Annotated in this window: 18 protein-coding genes; 12 read left to right on the forward strand and 6 right to left on the reverse strand. The window is 70.8% G+C overall.

Going from position 1 to position 17056, the window contains the following annotated elements; all coding sequences use genetic code 11:
• The first annotated feature begins 98 nt into the window (after positions 1-98).
• The 10 genes from ABD875_RS12300 (at position 99) to mctP (ABD875_RS12345) (ending at position 10275) form a co-directional block, all read left to right on the forward strand.
• On the forward strand, positions 99-446 hold the full coding sequence (locus tag ABD875_RS12300) for a YciI family protein (RefSeq protein ID WP_345176947.1): 348 nt from the start codon (positions 99-101) through the stop codon (positions 444-446).
• On the forward strand, positions 443-1654 hold the full coding sequence (locus tag ABD875_RS12305; protein WP_345176951.1) for an RNA polymerase sigma factor: 1212 nt from the start codon (positions 443-445) through the stop codon (positions 1652-1654). Before ABD875_RS12300 ends, ABD875_RS12305 begins: the two co-directional genes overlap by 4 nt.
• A complete protein-coding gene (locus tag ABD875_RS12310; protein ID WP_345176955.1) occupies positions 1651-3564 on the forward strand; it encodes a M3 family metallopeptidase in 1914 nt (637 codons plus the stop codon). Before ABD875_RS12305 ends, ABD875_RS12310 begins: the two co-directional genes overlap by 4 nt.
• Before the next feature lie 229 nt (positions 3565-3793).
• On the forward strand, positions 3794-4516 hold the full coding sequence (locus tag ABD875_RS12315) for a PadR family transcriptional regulator (protein WP_345176959.1): 723 nt from the start codon (positions 3794-3796) through the stop codon (positions 4514-4516).
• On the forward strand, positions 4513-4926 hold the full coding sequence (locus tag ABD875_RS12320; protein WP_345176962.1) for a DUF1707 SHOCT-like domain-containing protein: 414 nt from the start codon (positions 4513-4515) through the stop codon (positions 4924-4926). The genes ABD875_RS12315 and ABD875_RS12320 overlap by 4 nt, the downstream gene beginning before the upstream one ends.
• A gap of 138 nt (positions 4927-5064) precedes the next feature.
• Entirely contained in the window at positions 5065-6240 is a 1176-nt protein-coding gene (locus ABD875_RS12325) for a hypothetical protein (RefSeq protein WP_345176966.1), read from the forward strand.
• Between the two features lie 212 nt (positions 6241-6452).
• The gene (locus ABD875_RS12330) at positions 6453-6677 is read left to right on the forward strand and encodes a DUF3311 domain-containing protein (protein WP_345177988.1); all 225 of its coding nucleotides are present in this window, start codon (positions 6453-6455) and stop codon (positions 6675-6677) included.
• Positions 6674-8314, forward strand: coding sequence for a monocarboxylate uptake permease MctP (gene mctP, locus ABD875_RS12335; protein WP_345176970.1), 1641 nt, complete (start codon positions 6674-6676; stop codon positions 8312-8314). The genes ABD875_RS12330 and mctP (ABD875_RS12335) overlap by 4 nt, the downstream gene beginning before the upstream one ends.
• A 48-nt stretch (positions 8315-8362) precedes the next feature.
• A complete protein-coding gene (locus tag ABD875_RS12340; RefSeq protein ID WP_345176973.1) occupies positions 8363-8638 on the forward strand; it encodes a DUF3311 domain-containing protein in 276 nt (91 codons plus the stop codon).
• Positions 8635-10275 carry a monocarboxylate uptake permease MctP gene (gene mctP / locus ABD875_RS12345; RefSeq protein WP_345176978.1) on the forward strand — a complete coding sequence of 547 codons (1641 nt, stop codon included), beginning with the start codon at positions 8635-8637 and terminating at the stop codon, positions 10273-10275. The genes ABD875_RS12340 and mctP (ABD875_RS12345) overlap by 4 nt, the downstream gene beginning before the upstream one ends.
• A 76-nt stretch (positions 10276-10351) precedes the next feature.
• Here mctP (ABD875_RS12345) and ABD875_RS12350 read toward each other — a convergent pair whose 3' ends face one another.
• The 4 genes from ABD875_RS12350 to ABD875_RS12365 form a co-directional block, all read right to left on the reverse strand.
• The gene (locus tag ABD875_RS12350) at positions 10352-11704 is read right to left on the reverse strand and encodes a cytochrome P450 (protein ID WP_345176981.1); all 1353 of its coding nucleotides are present in this window, start codon (positions 11702-11704) and stop codon (positions 10352-10354) included.
• Positions 11705-11732: 28 nt separating this feature from the next.
• A complete protein-coding gene (locus ABD875_RS12355) occupies positions 11733-13451 on the reverse strand; it encodes a cholesterol oxidase substrate-binding domain-containing protein (RefSeq protein ID WP_345176983.1) in 1719 nt (572 codons plus the stop codon).
• 117 nt (positions 13452-13568) lie between these two features.
• Positions 13569-13907 carry a thioredoxin family protein gene (locus ABD875_RS12360; protein ID WP_345176987.1) on the reverse strand — a complete coding sequence of 113 codons (339 nt, stop codon included), beginning with the start codon at positions 13905-13907 and terminating at the stop codon, positions 13569-13571.
• A complete protein-coding gene (locus tag ABD875_RS12365) occupies positions 13904-14299 on the reverse strand; it encodes a MerR family transcriptional regulator (RefSeq protein WP_345176990.1) in 396 nt (131 codons plus the stop codon). The genes ABD875_RS12360 and ABD875_RS12365 overlap by 4 nt, the downstream gene beginning before the upstream one ends.
• A 96-nt stretch (positions 14300-14395) precedes the next feature.
• Between ABD875_RS12365 and ABD875_RS12370 the strand changes: the two genes are divergently transcribed.
• Together ABD875_RS12370 and ABD875_RS12375 are read left to right on the forward strand one after the other, a co-directional pair.
• Positions 14396-15616: an acyl-CoA dehydrogenase family protein gene (locus ABD875_RS12370; protein ID WP_345176993.1), complete on the forward strand. Its 1221-nt coding sequence runs from the start codon at positions 14396-14398 to the stop codon at positions 15614-15616.
• A complete protein-coding gene (locus tag ABD875_RS12375) occupies positions 15616-16191 on the forward strand; it encodes a hypothetical protein (protein WP_345176998.1) in 576 nt (191 codons plus the stop codon). Before ABD875_RS12370 ends, ABD875_RS12375 begins: the two co-directional genes overlap by 1 nt.
• Before the next feature lie 27 nt (positions 16192-16218).
• Here the strand turns inward: ABD875_RS12375 and ABD875_RS12380 are convergent, their stop codons facing one another.
• Both ABD875_RS12380 and ABD875_RS12385 read right to left on the reverse strand, forming a co-directional pair.
• On the reverse strand, positions 16219-16551 hold the full coding sequence (locus ABD875_RS12380) for a hypothetical protein (RefSeq protein ID WP_345177002.1): 333 nt from the start codon (positions 16549-16551) through the stop codon (positions 16219-16221).
• A gap of 70 nt (positions 16552-16621) precedes the next feature.
• Positions 16622-17056, reverse strand: a complete 435-nt coding sequence (locus ABD875_RS12385; protein ID WP_345177008.1) for a universal stress protein — start codon at positions 17054-17056, stop codon at positions 16622-16624.

Consider the following 17056-nt stretch of genomic DNA (forward strand, 5'->3'; position numbering starts at 1 on the left):
GCATCGGGAAAGGAGTTCGGGAAGGCTGTCGTATCGCCGCCCGCTCGTTCGTGGAGATGGTGTCAGGCCGACCAGGCCCCCGATCCAGGAGGATTCCGATGACCCAGTACATGCTCTCCGTGCACCACCGCGTCGGCGACCCGGTCCCGTCCGAGGACGAGATCCAGCCGATCTTCGAGGCGGTCGACCGCTTCAACAACAAGATCACCGCCGAGGGGATCTGGGTGTTCGGTGGCGGCCTCGAGCCGAGGGAGACCGCGGTCACCGTCGACAACACCGGCGCCGAGGCGGTCGTCAGCGACGGCCCGTTCGCCGAGTCCAAGGAGTGGCTGGGCGGCTTCTGGGTGATCGAGGCGCCCGACCTCGAGACCGCGGTGGCGCTGGCCAAGGAGGCGTCCGCCGCGTGCGCCGGTCAGGTCGAGGTCCGGCCGTTCCAGGCCGAATGAACGCGCACGAGGCGATCGAACGGATCTACCGCGAGGAGTACGGCCGCGTGGTCGCCTCCCTCGTACGTCGCTTCGGCGACATCGACATCGCCGAGGAGGCGGCCGGTGAGGCGCTCCTCGTGGCGATGGAGCGCTGGCCCGAGGACGGCGTACCGCCGAACCCCGGCGGCTGGCTCACCACCACCGCGGGACGCCGGGCCATCGACCGGATCCGCCGTGAGTCGCACCGCGACGCGAAGCACCAGGCGGCACTCATGATCGAGGACGACACCCCCCACGAGCCGACCGGCATCGTGGAGGACGACAGGCTGCGGCTGATCTTCACCTGCTGCCACCCGGCGCTCGCGCCGGAGGTGCGGGTGGCGCTGACGCTGCGGCTGCTCGGCGGCCTGACCGTCGCCGAGATCGCGCAAGCCTTCCTGGTGCCCGAGACCACGATGGCGCAGCGGATCACGCGGGCGAAGAAGAAGATCAAGGACGCCAACATCCCCTACCGCGTCCCCGCGCCCGAGGACCTGACCGCGCGCCTGGGCGGGGTGCTCGCGGTGGTCTACCTGGTCTTCAACGAGGGCTACCTGGCCAGCTCGAGCGGTGCGCCGATCCGCGAGGAGCTGACCGCCGAGGCGATCCGGCTCGGGCGGATCCTGCGGACGCTGCTCCCGGACGAGCCCGAGGTCGCCGGCCTGCTCGCGCTGATGCTGCTCACCGAGGCGCGGCGCCGCACCCGCGTCGCCGGCGGCGAGCTGATCCCGCTGCACGAGCAGGACCGCGGCGGCTGGGACCGCGAGCTGATCGCCGAGGGCCATGCGCTGGTGCGCGAGTGCCTGGCCCGCAACCGGCCCGGCCAGTACCAGCTGCTCGCGGCGGTCAACGCCGTCCACACCGACGCCCCTGCGGCCGGTGACACCGACTGGTCCCAGATCGCCGCGCTCTACGGCCAGCTGTACGCGATCGCGCCGACCCCGATCGTCGCGCTCAACCGCGCGGTCGCGGTCGCCGAGCTCGACGGCCCGGAGGTGGCGCTGGCCGAGGTCGACCGGTTGCAGCTGACGACGTACCACGCCTGGCACGCGACCCGTGCGGACCTGCTCCGGCGGCTGGGCCGGAGCGCGGAGGCGCGGGCGGCGTACGACGCGGCGATCTCGGCGACCGAGAACGAGGCCGAGCGCGCCTACCTCTCCCGGAGGCGTGGCAGTCTGGCGCCATGACGGTCGCCCCGCTCGCGCTGCCCTCGTCCGACACCGCCGAGGACTGGGTCGCGGCCCGGACCCGGGACGGTCTCGCGGAGGTGCGCCGCCTCGTCGAGGAGCTGCGTGAGCACCCGCCCGGTGACGCGCTCGCGACGCTGCGCCGGTGGGACGAGGTCTCGCTGGCGCTGAGCAACATCGCGGTCGTGGCGTCGCTGTTCGCCAACGTCCACCCCGCCGAGCCCGTGCGCACCGGTGCCGAGCAGGCCGAGGTCGAGGTGGACCGGCTGGTCACCGAGCTGCGCCAGGACCGCCGGCTGTACGACGTGTTCGCCGGGCTGGACCCGGCGGGGCTCGACCCCGTCGCCGCGCGCCTGCTGACCAAGACGCTGGACGACTTCCGGCGCTCCGGGGTCGACCTCGATGACCAGACCCGGGCCCGGCTGGCCCAGATCAACGAGCGGCTCACCGAGGTCGGCCAGGAGTTCAGCCGCGCGATCCGCGACGACGTCCGCACGGTCCGCGTGACCCCGGACCGGCTGGCCGGGCTGCCGCAGGACTGGCTCGACGCCCACCCGGTGGACGACGAGGGGCTGGTGACGGTGACGACCGACTACCCCGACGCCCTGCCGGTGCGGATGTTCGCGCACGACGCCGCGGTGCGCCGCGACATCACGATCGCGTTCCTCCAGCGCGGCTGGCCCGAGAACGAGCCGCGGCTGCAGGAGATGTTCGCGCTGCGGCACGAGCTCGCGAACCTGGTCGGGTACGCCGACTGGGCGTCGTACGACGCCGACGTGAAGATGATCGGGAAGGGCCCGGCGATCCCGGAGTTCATCGACCGGATCGCCGACGTCGCCGACGAGCCGATGCGCCGCGACCTCGAGGTGCTGCTCGAGCGCTACCGGCGCGACGTCCCGGACGCGGCCGCGATCGACACCGCCGACTCCCTCTACTACGAGGAGCTCGTGCGCCGGGAGCGGCACGAGGTCGACGCGCAGGACGTGCGCCGCTACTTCGACTTCGCCCGGGTGCGCGAGGGGCTGCTCGAGGTGACCTCCCGCCTGTTCGGCGTGCGGTACGAGCCGGTGCCGGAGGCACCGGTCTGGCACGACGAGGTCGCGGCGTACGACGTCCACCGCGAGGGTGCGCGGATCGGCCGCATCTACCTCGACCTGCACCCGCGCGAGGGCAAGTACAAGCACGCCGCGCAGTTCACCCTCGCGAAGGGGCTGGCCGGGCGGCAGCTCGCCGAGGGCGTGCTGGTGTGCAACTTCTCGCGCGGGCTGATGGAGCACGACCACGTGGTCACGCTGTTCCACGAGTTCGGGCACCTCGTGCACCACGTGCTCGCCGGCGGCGGGGAGTGGACCCGCTTCTCCGGCGTCGCCACCGAGTGGGACTTCGTGGAGGCGCCGAGCCAGATGCTCGAGGAGTGGGCGTGGGACGCCGAGGTGCTGCGCACCTTCGCCCGGGACGAGAGCGGCGAGCCGATCCCCGCCGACCTGGTGGACCGGATGCGGGCCGCGGACGACTTCGGCAAGGGCTACCAGGCGCGGACCCAGATGTTCTACGCGGCGATGTCGTACCGGTTCCACACCGACCGGCCGGCCGACCTGACCGCGGCGACCCGGGAGCTGCAGGCGCGCTACGCACCGTTCCCGTACATCGAGGGCACCCACATGTTCGCCAGCTTCGGCCACCTCGGCGGCTACTCGTCGGCCTACTACACCTACATGTGGTCGCTGGTGATCGCCAAGGACCTCTTCTCCGCCTTCGACCCCGCCGACCACTTCGACGCCGCCGTCGCCGGGCGCTACCGCGACCGTGTCCTCGCTCCCGGCGGCTCCCGCGATGCTGCCGACCTGGTCGCCGACTTCCTCGGCCGGCCGTACACGTTCGACGCGTACGCCGCCTGGCTGGCGCGGTAGCGGGTCGTCGTCGGTTTCCCCGGTTCACCGGGGAATCCGGCACTTATCGGGGGTTGCAACCCCTGAGAAGTGCCAGTTTCCCCGGCCCACCGGGGATTCCGCCTTGCCTGCGCACCCGCCCCGGCGTACGCTCGCGATATATCGTGAACTGTCGGCGACAGTCGACCGACAGTCGACCGACAGTCGGACGCGATATCCCAGAACACGATGAACCGAAGGAGGTCCCGGGATGGGACAGCGAGGATTCGGTCGGCAGTGGGCCGGCCATGGAGAAGACCAGTGGAACCAGCACGGCCGCCGGCACGGCGGTCACGGTCACGGCGGCCCGCCGTGGGCCGCGGGCTGGAGCGGGTGGGGCCCGGCGGGCGCCGGCCGGCCGGGACCGCCGCCGTGGGTGGCGGGCCTGTTCGGGCTCGCCCAGGGTGATCGCCAGCGGGGACCGCGGGTCCGCCGCGGTGACGTCCGTTCGGCGATCCTCGACGTCGTGCGCACCGCGCAGTGGAACGGCGAGGACATCAACGGCTACCAGGTGATCCAGCAGATCGCCGAGCGCAGCAACGGCGCCTGGCGCCCGAGCCCGGGCTCGGTCTACCCGACCGTGCAGCAGCTCCAGGACGAGGGCCTGCTCGAGTCCGACGACACCCGCGGCCGCAAGACGCTGCGGCTGACCGAGGAGGGCGCGACGTACGTCGGCGAGCACGCCGACGAGCTGGCCGCGGTGTGGGCGCCCTTCGAGGAGCGCGAGACCGACGGCGCGGACGACGCGTTCCCCGACCTCAAGCCGGAGATCGGGCAGATGATGGGCGCGGTCTGGCAGATCATGACCACCGGCAGCGACCAGCAGCGCCGCGCCGCCGCCGACATCCTGGTCGACACGCGGCGCCGGCTCTACGGGCTGCTCGCGGACGGCGACCCGGCCGAGGACCCCGAGGACCTCGAGGACGGGTCGTGAACGACGGCCAGCTGCGCATCGGCGACGCCGAGCGCGAGCAGGCCGCGGCCGAGCTCGGCGAGCACTACGCGCAGGGTCGGCTGGGCGTCGAGGAGCACGCCGAACGGCTGGACCGGGTCTGGGTGGCGCGCACCCGCGCGGACCTGGGCCCGATCTTCCGCGACCTGCCCGGCCGGTACGGACCAGTGGTGCCCGTGCCGGCCGCGCCGGCGCGGCGTTCGTCGTACTGGTCGGGCGATGTGCGAACGTTCCGGCGCGGTCGCCCGGGCCCGTTCGTGCTGGTGCTCCTGGTGCTGCTCGCGCTCACCGTGGTCACCGACGTCCCGGTGATCCTGGCCGGCGGTCTGGTCGCGCTGTTCGTGCTGGCCAGGCGCCGGAGGTGCGATCGGGGTTCTAGACCATTGGCGTAGACCACCGTCGTAGACCAGTTTCTCGGTCACGCGGGGCCGACTTAGCCTTGGCAGACCGGACCGGGGGGACCGGGAGGAACGATCTCGGGAAGACGTGCTCACGCCCCATTTCCTGTCACATGCAAGGAGATCGTCATCATGACGGCCCACCCCAGGTACCGCCGACTCGTTGCGTTGGCTGCCGGCGCGCTCGTCGCTCCTCTCGCTCTGGTCGCCACGACCACGGCACCCGCTGACGCAGCACCGCAGAAGCACAAGCACGAGGTCTACATCTACAAGGTCGAGAAGAACCTCAAGCTCGCCGGTGTCGGCACCGACACCATGGGCGACACCACCACTCCCTTCCTCCAGTGCAACGGTGGCGACATCGTGCTCGACGGCATGTGGATGGTGAAGAGCGTCGACCCGTACCACGCTCCGAACCCCGACCCGGACGAGGACCCCGACTTCCCGAGCACCAACACCAACGGCGGCAAGTACAACGACCTGCGCGACGTGTACGTGCTGGCGTCGTGGCCGGACGCCGACCCGCGCCGCTGGAACTTCGAGTTCGAGAACCGCGCGTACGGCGACGCCCAGGTGAAGATCTACGCCACCTGCGTCCGGGGCTTCACCGAGAAGTCCGGTGCCCCGAACCACAACCACCAGATCCTGGTGCGGCCGCTGACCACGCGGACGACCGACTTCACCCACTGGACCGGGCACCCGACCCTCGGACCCAACCGGTCGTACTACAGCTGGGGCGCCGGTGCGAGCACCGTCGACCCGACCGGGTGCGGCGCGGGTGAGTACTTCGTGGCACCCGGCTTCAAGATGACGGCCAGCATGCCGCAGAAGTACCACCGCCTCGTCGCGAGCTACCCGGCGGTCAACCCGGGTGCTCCGGGCCGCGGCTGGACGTGGGAGTTCGGCGAGAGCGTGCCGCTGTCGGTGTCGCCGACGAACCTGCCGAACATCAACCTGTACGGCAAGTGCATCTCCCGCAAGGTCGGTGCGAACCCGCACACCCACGCCCTCGCGATGAAGCACATGCCGAGCGCCGACGTCAGCACCGGCACCGGGGTCAACATCCCGGTCGGCGACCCGCGGTTCGTCGAGTACTCCTGCGACCAGGACGAGCCGGACTTCTTCGGCTACAAGGCCGCGGTGGGCTTCTTCTGGGTCGGCCACAACTGGCACCACAACTGGTTCCTCGGCATGGAGCCGCGGCCGAAGACCCGCGTGTTCGGGTTCTGGAACGCCGGTGCGGTCAGTGTGGAGACCCGATTCGGTGCTCTCTGCATCAACAGCAGGACTGCGAACCCGATCCTCTGATCGAGTCCCGCTGAGCAAGCTCTGATCCGAGCCCGTCCCGGCACTCCCGGGGCGGGCTCGGTCATTCCTCCCGAGCCCCCCGCCGGGCGGACCGTGCCTGACAGGAGTACGACCGCCCGGCGAGGTCTATCCGTGGTGCTCGTGGCAACCTCCACGAAGCAGGTGACCTCCTGAACGCAGATCGTCGAGCCCGCCGCAGGTACTGGCTGCTCATCCTCGCGCTCCTCGCCCCGGCGGTCGTGCTCCCGCTGTGGGTGCCGCTCTACGACCGGGCCGACCCGGAGCTGTTCGGGTTCCCCTTCTTCTTCTGGTTCCAGATGGCGATGATCGGCGTCGCGGTGGTGCTGACCTCACTGGCCCTGCTGGTCGCCGCCAAGGTCACCCGGCTCGACCGCGTCGCGCACGGGCTCGCGCCCGAGCCGCCGGAGCAGCGTTGAGCGGGGTCGACGGCGTCGCGTTCGGCGTCTCCGTCTTCCTGTTCCTCGTCGTCACCATCCTCGGCTTCGCCGCGACCCGCTGGCGGCGCGCGAAGTCGCTCGACAACCTCGACGAGTGGGGCCTCGGCGGCCGTGGCTTCGGCACGTTCGTCGCGTGGTTCCTGATCGGCGGCGACCTCTACACGGCGTACACGTTCGTGGCGGTCCCCGCGACGTTGTACGCCGGCAGCGTGGTCGGCTTCTTCGCGATCCCGTACGGGATCATCGCCTACCCGCTGGTGTTCCTCTTCTTCCCGCGGCTGTGGTCGGTCAGCCACCGGCACGGCTACGTCACCCCGGCCGACTTCGTGCAGGGCCGCTACGACAGCAGGGGACTGGCGCTGGCCATCGCGCTGACCGGGATCCTCGCGACGATGCCGTACATCGCGCTGCAGCTGGTGGGCATGCAGGTGGTGCTCGAGGTCATGGGCATCACCGCGCCCGGCGACAGCTGGCTCGTGAAGGACCTGCCGCTGTTCATCGCGTTCGGCTTCCTCGCCGCCTACACGTACAAGGCGGGCATGCGTGCGCCTGCGCTGATCGCGTTCGTGAAGGACGCGCTGATCTACATCGTGATCATCGTGGCGGTCATCTACATCCCGGCGCAGGTCGGCGGGTGGAGCCACGTGTTCGAGGCGGCCAACGACAGCTTCACCTCGTTCAACACCGACAACGCCGACGCGATCGCCGCGGGCCAGGCGAGCCCTCGGGGGATGATCCCGCCCGAGGCCGCGCACTGGGCCTACGCGTCGCTCGCGCTCGGCTCGGCCCTGGCGCTGTTCATGTACCCGCACTCGGTGACCGGCGTGCTGTCGACGCGCAGCCGGTCGGTCATCCGCCGCAACGCGGCTCTGCTGCCGGCGTACTCCGTGCTCCTCGGCCTGCTGTCCCTGCTGGGCTTCGTGGCGATCGCGGCCGGGGTGAAGGTCGAGAACCCGCAGCAGTCGGTGCCGCAGCTGTTCGAGGAGCAGTTCAGCCCGTGGTTCGCGGGCGTCGCGTTCGCGGCGATCGTGATCGGTGCACTCGTCCCGGCGGCGATCATGTCGATCGCGGCGGCGAACCTGTGGACCCGCAACGTCTACAAGGCGTACCTGAGACGCGACGCCACCCCCGCCCAGGAGGCGCAGCAGTCCAAGCTGGTCTCGCTGCTGGTGAAGGTCGGCGCGCTGGTGTTCGTGCTCGCGCTGTCGAAGGACTTCGCGATCAACCTCCAGCTGCTCGGCGGCGTCTGGATGCTGCAGACCCTGCCCGCGATCGTGCTCGGGCTGTACACCCGGTGGTTCCACCGGTGGGCGCTGCTCGCCGGGTGGGCGGTCGGCATGGCGTACGGCACCTGGCTGGCGTACGGCGTCTCCTCGCCGGTGAAGGAGCACTTCGGCGGACCGCTGGTCGAGTTCCCGTTCACGGACACCCTCGTCTACATCGCGGTCGTCGCGTTCCTCGCCAACCTGGTCGTCACGGTCGTGCTGACCGTCGTGCTGCGTGCGCTGAAGGTCGACCCGGGCGTCGACCAGACCCGGCCGCAGGACTTCCACGCGGACGCCGGCGATCCGGGCGTCGAGGAGGCACGCGAGCACGGGGCACCCGTTCACGCCTGACGGGGAGTGGGTACGGGCCGGTGGTCCGCCATGTCTCGGAGGTGTGTCGTGTCGTCACGAGGGCGCTGGGCCGTCGTCTACCTGCTTCTCGCACCGGCAGTGGTCCTGCCGCTGTGGGTCTCGCTCTACGACCGGACCGACCCGACCCTGTTCGGGTTCCCGTTCTTCTTCTGGTTCCAGTTCGCGCTGATCATCCTCGCGGTCGCGCTGACCGTGCCGGCGTACCTCATCGCCCAGGGCGCTGAGCGCGCCGACCGGGTGCGGCACGGCCTGCCCGCCGAGCCGCCGGTGACGGATCCCCCGGCGAAGGAGGAGCAGCCGTGATCGACAACGTGAACGGCGTCGTCCTCGGCGTCTTCGTCTTCCTGTTCCTGCTCGTCACCGTGCTCGGCTTCGCCGCCGCGCGGTGGCGCCGCGCCGACCTCGACAGCCTCGACGAGTGGGGTCTGGGCGGGCGTGGCTTCGGCACGTTCATCGCGTGGTTCCTCATCGGCGGCGACATCTACACGGCCTACACGTTCATCGCCGTGCCCGCCACGTTGTACGCCGGCAGCGCGGTCGGGTTCTTCGCGGTGCCGTACACGATCGTGGTCTACCCGCTGATCTTCCTGTTCCTCCCGCGGTTGTGGTCGGTCAGCCACCGGCACGGCTACGTCACCCCGGCCGACTTCGTGCAGGGCCGCTACGACAGCCGCGGCCTGGCGCTGGCCATCGCGCTGACCGGGATCCTCGCGACGATGCCGTACATCGCGCTCCAGCTGGTCGGCATGGAGGTCGTGCTGCAGGTGATGGGCATCGGGACCACCAGCGACAGCTGGTTCGTGAACCACCTGCCGCTGTTCATCGCGTTCACGGTGCTCGCGGCCTACACCTACTCCAGCGGCCTGCGCGCCCCCGCGCTGATCGCGTTCGTCAAGGACACCCTGATCTACATCGTGATCATCGTGGCCGTGCTCTACATCCCGTCGCAGGTGGGCGGCTGGGACCACATCTTCGCGACCGTGACCGAGTCGTTCGACACGTTCAACTCCGAGAACGCCGACGCGATCGCGGCCGGCGAGGCCACGCCGAAGGCGGTCATGCCACCCGACGTCGCCCAGTGGGCGTACGCCTCCCTGGCGCTGGGCTCCGCGCTCGCGCTGTTCATGTACCCGCACTCGGTGACCGGCGTCCTGTCCACGCGCAGCCGCTCGGTGATCCGCCGCAACGCGGCGCTGCTGCCGGCGTACTCCTTCCTGCTGGGGCTGCTCGCGCTGCTCGGCTTCGTGGCGATCGCTGCCGGGGTGAAGGTCGAGAACCCGCAGCAGTCGGTGCCGCAGCTGTTCGAGGAGCAGTTCAGCCCGTGGTTCGCGGGCGTGGCGTTCGCGGCGATCGTGATCGGCGCGCTGGTGCCGGCGGCGATCATGTCGATCGCGGCCGCGAACCTGTGGACCCGCAACGTCTACAAGGCCTTCATCAACCGCCACGCGACGCACGCCCAGGAGGCGACCCAGAGCAAGGTGGTCTCGCTGCTGGTGAAGTTCGGGGCGCTGGTGTTCGTGCTCGCCCTGTCGAAGGACTTCGCGATCAACCTCCAGCTGCTCGGTGGCGTCTGGATCCTGCAGACCCTGCCCGCGATCGTCATCGGGCTCTACACCCGGTGGCTGCACCGGTGGGCGCTGCTCGCCGGGTGGGCGGTCGGCATGGCGTACGGCACCTGGCTGGCGTACGGCGTCTCCTCGCCGGTGCAGGAGCACTTCGGCGGACCGCTGGTGAACTTCCCCGGCACCGAGACGAAGGTCTACATCGCGCTGATCGCGTTCCTGGCCAACCTGCTGGTCTGCGTCGTGCTCACGTTCGTCTTCCGCGCGATGAGCCTCGACGAGGGCGTCGACCAGACCCACCCCCAGGACTTCCACGCCGACATGGGTGACGCCGGGGTCGACCGCGAGCTCTCGCCGGAGACCGCCCCGCACGCCTGAGCGGTGGTGCTCCGCGCGATAGTCCCTCACGTTCTGGCTGCCGACACGCCGTAGCGGGCAGCCAAAACGTTAGGGACTATCGCGGGCGGCGGCGCAGCTCCACCGGCTGGCCGTCCTTAGGGAACGGTAGCGAGTGGTTGTTCATCGGGGCGACGTACGACGGGTCGACCGACCACTCGAAGTCGAGCAGGAGGTGGAACATCAGCGCGGTCACCTCGGAGCCCGCGAAGAACATGCCGAGGCACTTGTGCACCCCGCCGCCGAACGGCGCCCAGGCATAGCGGTGCGAGCGGTCCTCGCGGCGCTCGGGCGAGAACCGCTCGGGGTCGAACGTCTCGGGGTCGGTCCAGTACTCCTCCATCAGCTGGGCGTACTGGACACCCACGATGGCGAAGGTGTCCTTCGGGATCCGGGTGCCGAGGACCTCGGTGTCCTTCACGGCCTGACGCAGCACGACCGGCACCGGAGCCCGCAGCCGCAGCGACTCCTTCATCACCAGGTCGATCGAGGTCAGCGACTCGAGGTCGGCCAGCCCGGGCGCCGTACCGACCCGGGCGGCGAGCTCCTCGGCCTCGGCCCGGCAGCGCTGCTGCCACTGCGGGTGCTGGCCGAGGAACTGCATCATCGACGACAGCGTGATCGTCGACGTGTCGTGCGCGGCCATCATCAGGAAGATCATGTGGTTGACGACGTCGCGGTCGCTGAACCGCTCACCGTCCTCGGACTCGATGTGGCAGAGCACCGAGAACAGGTCGTCGGTCGCGGTCGCCCGCCGCTCGGGCAGGTAGGTGTTGAAGAACTCCTCGAGGTGGCGCCGTCCCTTCAGGCCGCGGTGCCAGCGCGTGAACGGGACGTCGGCGCGCACGATCGCGGCGGCGGACTGCACGCATGCGATGAACGACCGGTTGACCTGCTCCATCTCCGCGGCCGAGGTGTGGTCGGCGCCGCCCATGAACGTGTTCGTGGCGATGTCGAGCGTGAGGTCCTTGAGCGCCCAGTAGGCCTGGAAGTCCGGCTTCGGCGTCCACGTCGCGAGGCCGTTCGTGATCGCCGGGTGCATGGCGCCGACGTAGTTCTCCAGGCGGTCGCGGGTGAAGGCCTGCTGCATGATCCGCCGGTGCAGCAGGTGCTCGTCGAAGTCGAGGAACATCAGGCCGCGCCCGAAGAACGGTCCGACGAGGTAGGTCCAGGCCGGCCCGTTCGCCCACGCCTTGTCGGCGTTGCGCAGCGCGACCTCGACGGCGTCGGGCCCGAGCAGCATCACCCAGGTGTCCTTGCCGACCAGGCTCATCGGCGAGACCGGCCCGTAGCCGTCCCACTGCTTGCGGAACAGCGCCATCGGGTCACGGGCGTACTCCAGGCTCCGGCCGATCAGCGGCAGCCCCTTCGGCGGGGGCGGCAGCTCGCGCAGCGGGGTGCTGGTCGCCATGCCAGCACCGTACGTCGAGTCCCTCCGTCTAGTACAAGAGCTTGTTCACGAACGAGCTGGAGAAGACCCGCGCGGGATCGAGGATGTCCAGCATCTGCCGAGCTGAGTCCCAGTTGTCGTTGAGCGGCTGGCCGGCCCGGAACGTCGCAGGCACCTTCGCGTCGATCACGTCGTTCGACGTCCAGGCGCCCGACGCCGTGTAGCCCCAGCCCTTCGACCACTCGGGGCGTACGTCGGCGTACGTCGAGTAGTTGGCGTAGATCCACGACTCGATGTCGGCGTAGAACTCGTCGGCGTACGGCGTGCCCGGCAGCGTGAGGATGTCCAGCCACACCGCGCAGTCCCAGTCCGGCCGGTCCGGGCGCGGGCGGAGCGCGGACAGCTGCGGCGACCGCGTGGCGCCGACGTCGGACGGCTTGTCCAGGCCGGTCACCCGGATCTCGACGGGCCCGTTCATCGGGAACTTCCCCTGCTGGCGGTAGTCGTTGAGCCGCGTGGAGTAGCGGAACGTGAACTCCTGGATCACCCGCTGCACGTCGGAGCGCTTGCACACGATCGCGTAGCCGTTGGCGGTCACCCGCAGGGTCGACGGCCGCACGTAGAGCAGGAGGTTCTTCGACCAGCCCCAGATGTCGTAGGTGAACGTGGTGACCAGGCCGGCCGCGACGATGTTGTAGTTGTTGAGCCCGAAGTCCGGAGTCCCCGCGGGGTCACCGCGCACGATCGACTCGGCGAGGTCGAAGAAGAAGTCCGGCAGGTTGTCGCTGAACGTGTAGTTGTACGGGCTGTTCACCTGCCGCGACAGCAGCGGCTTGCTCGGCGCGACGCTCCACACCTTCAGCCACGGTTTCGGCGTGAACGGGAACCAGATCGCCTCCACCCGGCCGGCGGAGTTGAGGTAGCTGGAGAACGTCTTGCCGCCCGACCCGGCCGGTGCGAAGAGCTCGGTCGCGGGGATGTCGAACCAGCTCTGGCAGCGCAGCCGCTGGTTCGGCCCGGCCTGCAGGACGACCTCGGTCACGAACGCGCGTCCGACGTGCGCCATCAGCGCGCCGGCCTCGGGCGCGGTGCGGTCGTAGGTCTTGAGCACGTACGTCGACGTCGGGCCGTCCCAGACGACCGCGGTGACCTGCTGCACGAGGTTGCTGATGGAGCCATAGGTGTGGCCCGCGGGCTTGGTCTCCCCCGTCTTGGGGACCGCGGTGCCGTGGCCGTCGATCGCCAGCACGCCGCCGACCGTGAGGTCACCGGGCGCGGGGCAGGCGGTGACGCCGAGCCCCTTGGCCTCGAGCGCGGTCAGCAGCGCCTCCATCGTGGCGCCGGTCTGCACGCGCACCCGTGACGTCGCGGTGTCGACGGTGATCGCCTTGAGGTTGGTCTTGGTGTCGACGAGCACGACGTTCGCCGCGTCGCTGCCGTCGGCGGCCAGCGACAACGGCGACCAGTTGTGCGAGCTGCCCTTCGCGCGCAGCCGCCAGCCGTTGGCCCGCGCCCAGTTGGCGAGGGTGACGACCTGCGCCGCGCTGGCCGGCGTACACGTCCAGACGGCGTCGACGGCGATCGCGCCGGACCAGTTCTTGTAGGACTGCTGGAACAGCGGGATGCCGCTCGGGAAGGACGGCGGCGTCGGCAGCGCGGCGCTGGCGGCCGGGATCTGCTCGAAGGGGATCCAGGCCGCGACGCCCGCGGCTGCGGCTCCCTGGATCAGACGGCGCCGCGAGATGCCGGCGCGAGTGGACTCGCTCATGACGTTGTGCTCCCTCACCCTGGATCCCACATCCCTGGTGTGACGCGCGTCACTGTAACGAGTTCTAGTTTGTTCCGGCTCTGGTCCGAAGGGGTCATTTCCGACCCCAGGTCCGGGTCAGGGAAGGAGGCGTTCCAGCTGGTCGCGCAGGGCGCTCGCGCTGCGGCTGCCGGTGATCGAGCCGATCTCCTCACCGCCGGCGAAGACCTTCATCGTCGGGAGCCCGAGGACGCGGTACGCCGCGGCGGTCACCGGGTTCTCGTCAGCGTTCAGCGCGACCACGCGGACCCGGCCGTCGAGCTCGCCGGCGACCCGCTCGAGGACGGGCGCGAGCTGGTGGCACGGGCCGCACCAGGCGGCCCAGAAGTCGACCAGGACTGGGGTCTGGGAGCCGAGGACCTCCTCGGCGAAGGTCGCGTCGGTGACGGTGGGGAAGGCGGGGGCGTCGGTCTTCACACGTGCTCCTCGGTCGGGGTGAACAGGCAGCGAGGAGTCGAGCGTGCGGTCGCGTCGGCCAGCCGGGCGGCGAGCGTGTCGCGCCGGTCGGCGAGCTCGGTGAGCCGCCGGTCCAGGTCGGCGATCGCGGCCCGGTAGGTGTCCAGCGACGCCGGGCAGTCGTCCCCGGCCGCCATCCCTGCGTCCAGGCAGTCCAGGAACGGCCGGGTCTGCTCGGCCGGGATGCCGAGCCGGACCAGGCCCCGGATCTCGCCGATCCTGCGCACCTGCCGCTCGTCGTAGTCGCGGTAGCCGTTGGCCAGCCGCGGAGCCGACACGAGCCCGAGCGACTCGTAGTAGCGCACCGCCTTCGTGCTCGCCCCGGCCCTGCTGGCCGCCTCGCCGATCCGCATGCTTCCTCCTCGTCCCGGACGCTAGGCGTTGACCCCAGGGGCAAGGTCAAGCGCGGACCGCGCATTCCCGGGTGACTCGTGGGTAGCCTGCGGTGCGTGAGCGAGACGATCCCCTCCTTCGACCTGGGTCCCGACCACCTCGAGCTGCGCGACTGGGTGCGCCAGTTCGCCGCGGACGTGGTCCGCCCGGCGGCCGCCGAGTGGGACGAGCGCGAGGAGTTCCCGTGGCCGATCGTCGAGGAGGCCGCGAAGATCGGCCTCTACTCGATGGACTTCGTCGCGACCCAGGCGTTCGACGAGACCGGGCTGGGGTTCCCGATCACGATGGAGGAGCTGTTCTGGGGCGACGCCGGCATCGGTCTCTCGATCGTCGGTACGTCGCTCGCGGCCGCCGGCGTGCGGGCCAACGGCACCGACGAGCAGGTCGGCGAGTGGGTGCCCCAGATGTACGGCAGCCCGGGTGACCTCAAGCTCGGCGCGTTCTGCTCGTCGGAGCCCGATGCCGGCTCCGACGTCGGCGCGATGCGCACCCGCGCGCGGTACGACGAGGCCACCGACGAGTGGGTGCTGAACGGCACCAAGACCTGGGCGACCAACGGCGGCATCGCCGACGTGCACGTCGTGACCGCGGTCGTGGACCCCGACCTGCGCACCCGCGGGCAGGCGTCGTTCGTCGTGCCGCCCGGCACGAAGGGGCTCAGCCAGGGCCAGAAGTTCCACAAGCACGGCATCCGCGCCTCGCACACCGCCGAGGTCGTGCTCGACAACGTGCGGATCCCGGGCCGCTGCCTGCTCGGCGGCAAGGAGAAGCTCGACGCCCGGCTGGCGCGCGCTCGCGAGGGCGGCGGTGCTCGTGGCAACGCCTCGATGGCGACGTTCGAGCGCACCCGGCCGGCGGTCGGCGCGCAGGCGATCGGCATCGCGCGGGCGGCGTACGAGGTGGCGCTGGACTACGCGAAGACCCGCGAGCAGTTCGGCAAGCCGATCATCGAGAACCAGGCGATCGCCTTCAAGCTCGCCGACATGGCCACCTCGATCGAGGCGTCGCGGCTGCTGGTCTGGCGCGCGGCGTGGATGGCGCGCCAGGGCAAGCAGTTCCAGAACGCCGAGGGCTCGATGTCGAAGCTGTTCGCCGGCGAGACCGCGGTGAAGGTCACCACCGATGCGATGCAGATCCTCGGGGGCAACGGCTTCACCCGTGAGTACCCCGTGGAGCGGATGGCGCGCGACGCCAAGATCTACACGATCTTCGAGGGCACCTCGGAGATCCAGCGGCTGGTGATCGCCCGCTCGGTCTCGGGCGCGCCGATCCGCTGATGCGCTTCCGGGGCGCGATCGCCGGCGTCGGCACGACGAGCGGCGTCCGAGTGGTGGTGGGCCGCTGGGACGAGTCGCCGTACGGCGCGTTCGCGGACGCGATGGTCGAGACCGCCGGCGGGCACCGGGTCCTGGTCGCGCCGACCGTGGAGGTCGCCGAGTTCGTCGCGGAGACCTACTCCTTCGACGAGGTCCGGGTCGAGCCGGTCGCCGTCGACGGCTGGTCGGTGCGGTCGCCGTCGCTGTCGCTGGACCTCACGGTCGGCGCCCGGACCGGGCTGGGCCGGCTGCTCCGGCTGGTGCCGCGGCGGGTCGCCGAGAGCACGTGGTGGTGCGGTCTCACCGACCCGGTGGCCCGGCTGCTGCTGCGCGGCGTCCGCACGCGCGGCAGCGCCAAGGACGGGCGGCGCGAGTGGTACGGCGCCACGGACCTGCGCGCCGTCGCCGCCGTGAGCGGTGCGTTCGACGGCGCCGACCTGGGCGCGCTCGCGCCGGTCGACCCGTCGCCGCGGTTCGGGTTCTCGTCGACGCCCCGGCGCCCCGGTGTCACCGAGCTGGTGACGACGGTCCGCTAGGAGCAGGTGCGGCTGGACCTGCGCCCGTCACCTCGGGTGGTGGAAGCGGATGTGGTACGACGTGTGGCCGGGCTTGCTGCAGTGCCAGCTGAAGCTCAGCCAGTAGAGGCCGCCCCCGGCGTCGTGGAGGTGGGTCCGCCGCGCGCAGGTCCAGCCGTGCGGTTCGCCGTGCCGCAGCGTGTGGATCGCCGGACCCTCGGCCTCCGCGCACCCGATGCCGACGGCGTGGAACGCGGTGACGACGACGCCGTGGACGTGCGGCGGCGCGCACGTCTCGACGGCGGCGGAAGCCGGGGAGGCTCCGACCAGGCCGACGACGGAGCTGGCCAGGAGAGTCGCGATCGCGACCAAGACACGCATCCGGCGAGGCTAGACGGGCGTACGCCCGCCCGGGCCGGTATCGCAGGTCGTCCAGACCATCCAGCGCGGCTCAGCCTCGGTGGGTGAGCGCGACGTACACGTCGCACGGCGCATGCGCGGCGACGTCGCGCGCGATGCTGCCGAGCACCCGGGCGATGCCCTGCACGCGCTTGTTGCCGACCACGATCAGGTCGGCGCCGAGCCGCTCGGCGGCGTGCACGAGCGCCTCGCCCGGGCGGCCCTCCGACGCCGTGGCGTGCACGACGAGGCCGGGGTACTCCTGACGGAGCTCGACCGCGATCGCGCCCGCGACCCGCTCGGCCTCCATCTCGTTGCTGACGAGGATCGTCTCCGAGCCGACCTCGACGGTCTCCGACTCGACCTTGCCGTACGCCGAGAGCAGGTGCAGCTCGCCACCGAAGGCGACCGTGAGCTCAGCGGCCTTGCGCGCCGCCGCGGCCGCGGTGTTGGTGTTGTCGACTCCGCACAGGATGGTCTTCGCCAT

Origin of the sequence: Nocardioides caricicola, from assembly GCF_039541135.1 — a bacterium.
Lineage (GTDB): Bacteria > Actinomycetota > Actinomycetes > Propionibacteriales > Nocardioidaceae > Nocardioides > Nocardioides caricicola.

Coding starts and splice junctions, on each gene's coding strand:
- ABD875_RS12300 (WP_345176947.1), top strand. CDS start 99: ATGACCCAGTACATGCTCTCCGTGCACCACCGCGTCGGCGACCCGGTC.
- ABD875_RS12305 (WP_345176951.1), top strand. CDS start 443: ATGAACGCGCACGAGGCGATCGAACGGATCTACCGCGAGGAGTACGGC.
- ABD875_RS12310 (WP_345176955.1), top strand. CDS start 1,651: ATGACGGTCGCCCCGCTCGCGCTGCCCTCGTCCGACACCGCCGAGGAC.
- ABD875_RS12315 (WP_345176959.1), top strand. CDS start 3,794: ATGGGACAGCGAGGATTCGGTCGGCAGTGGGCCGGCCATGGAGAAGAC.
- ABD875_RS12325 (WP_345176966.1), top strand. CDS start 5,065: ATGACGGCCCACCCCAGGTACCGCCGACTCGTTGCGTTGGCTGCCGGC.
- ABD875_RS12350 (WP_345176981.1), bottom strand. CDS start 11,704: ATGGCGACCAGCACCCCGCTGCGCGAGCTGCCGCCCCCGCCGAAGGGG.
- ABD875_RS12355 (WP_345176983.1), bottom strand. CDS start 13,451: ATGAGCGAGTCCACTCGCGCCGGCATCTCGCGGCGCCGTCTGATCCAG.
- ABD875_RS12365 (WP_345176990.1), bottom strand. CDS start 14,299: ATGCGGATCGGCGAGGCGGCCAGCAGGGCCGGGGCGAGCACGAAGGCG.
- ABD875_RS12375 (WP_345176998.1), top strand. CDS start 15,616: ATGCGCTTCCGGGGCGCGATCGCCGGCGTCGGCACGACGAGCGGCGTC.
- ABD875_RS12380 (WP_345177002.1), bottom strand. CDS start 16,551: ATGCGTGTCTTGGTCGCGATCGCGACTCTCCTGGCCAGCTCCGTCGTC.
- ABD875_RS12385 (WP_345177008.1), bottom strand. CDS start 17,056: ATGGCGAAGACCATCCTGTGCGGAGTCGACAACACCAACACCGCGGCC.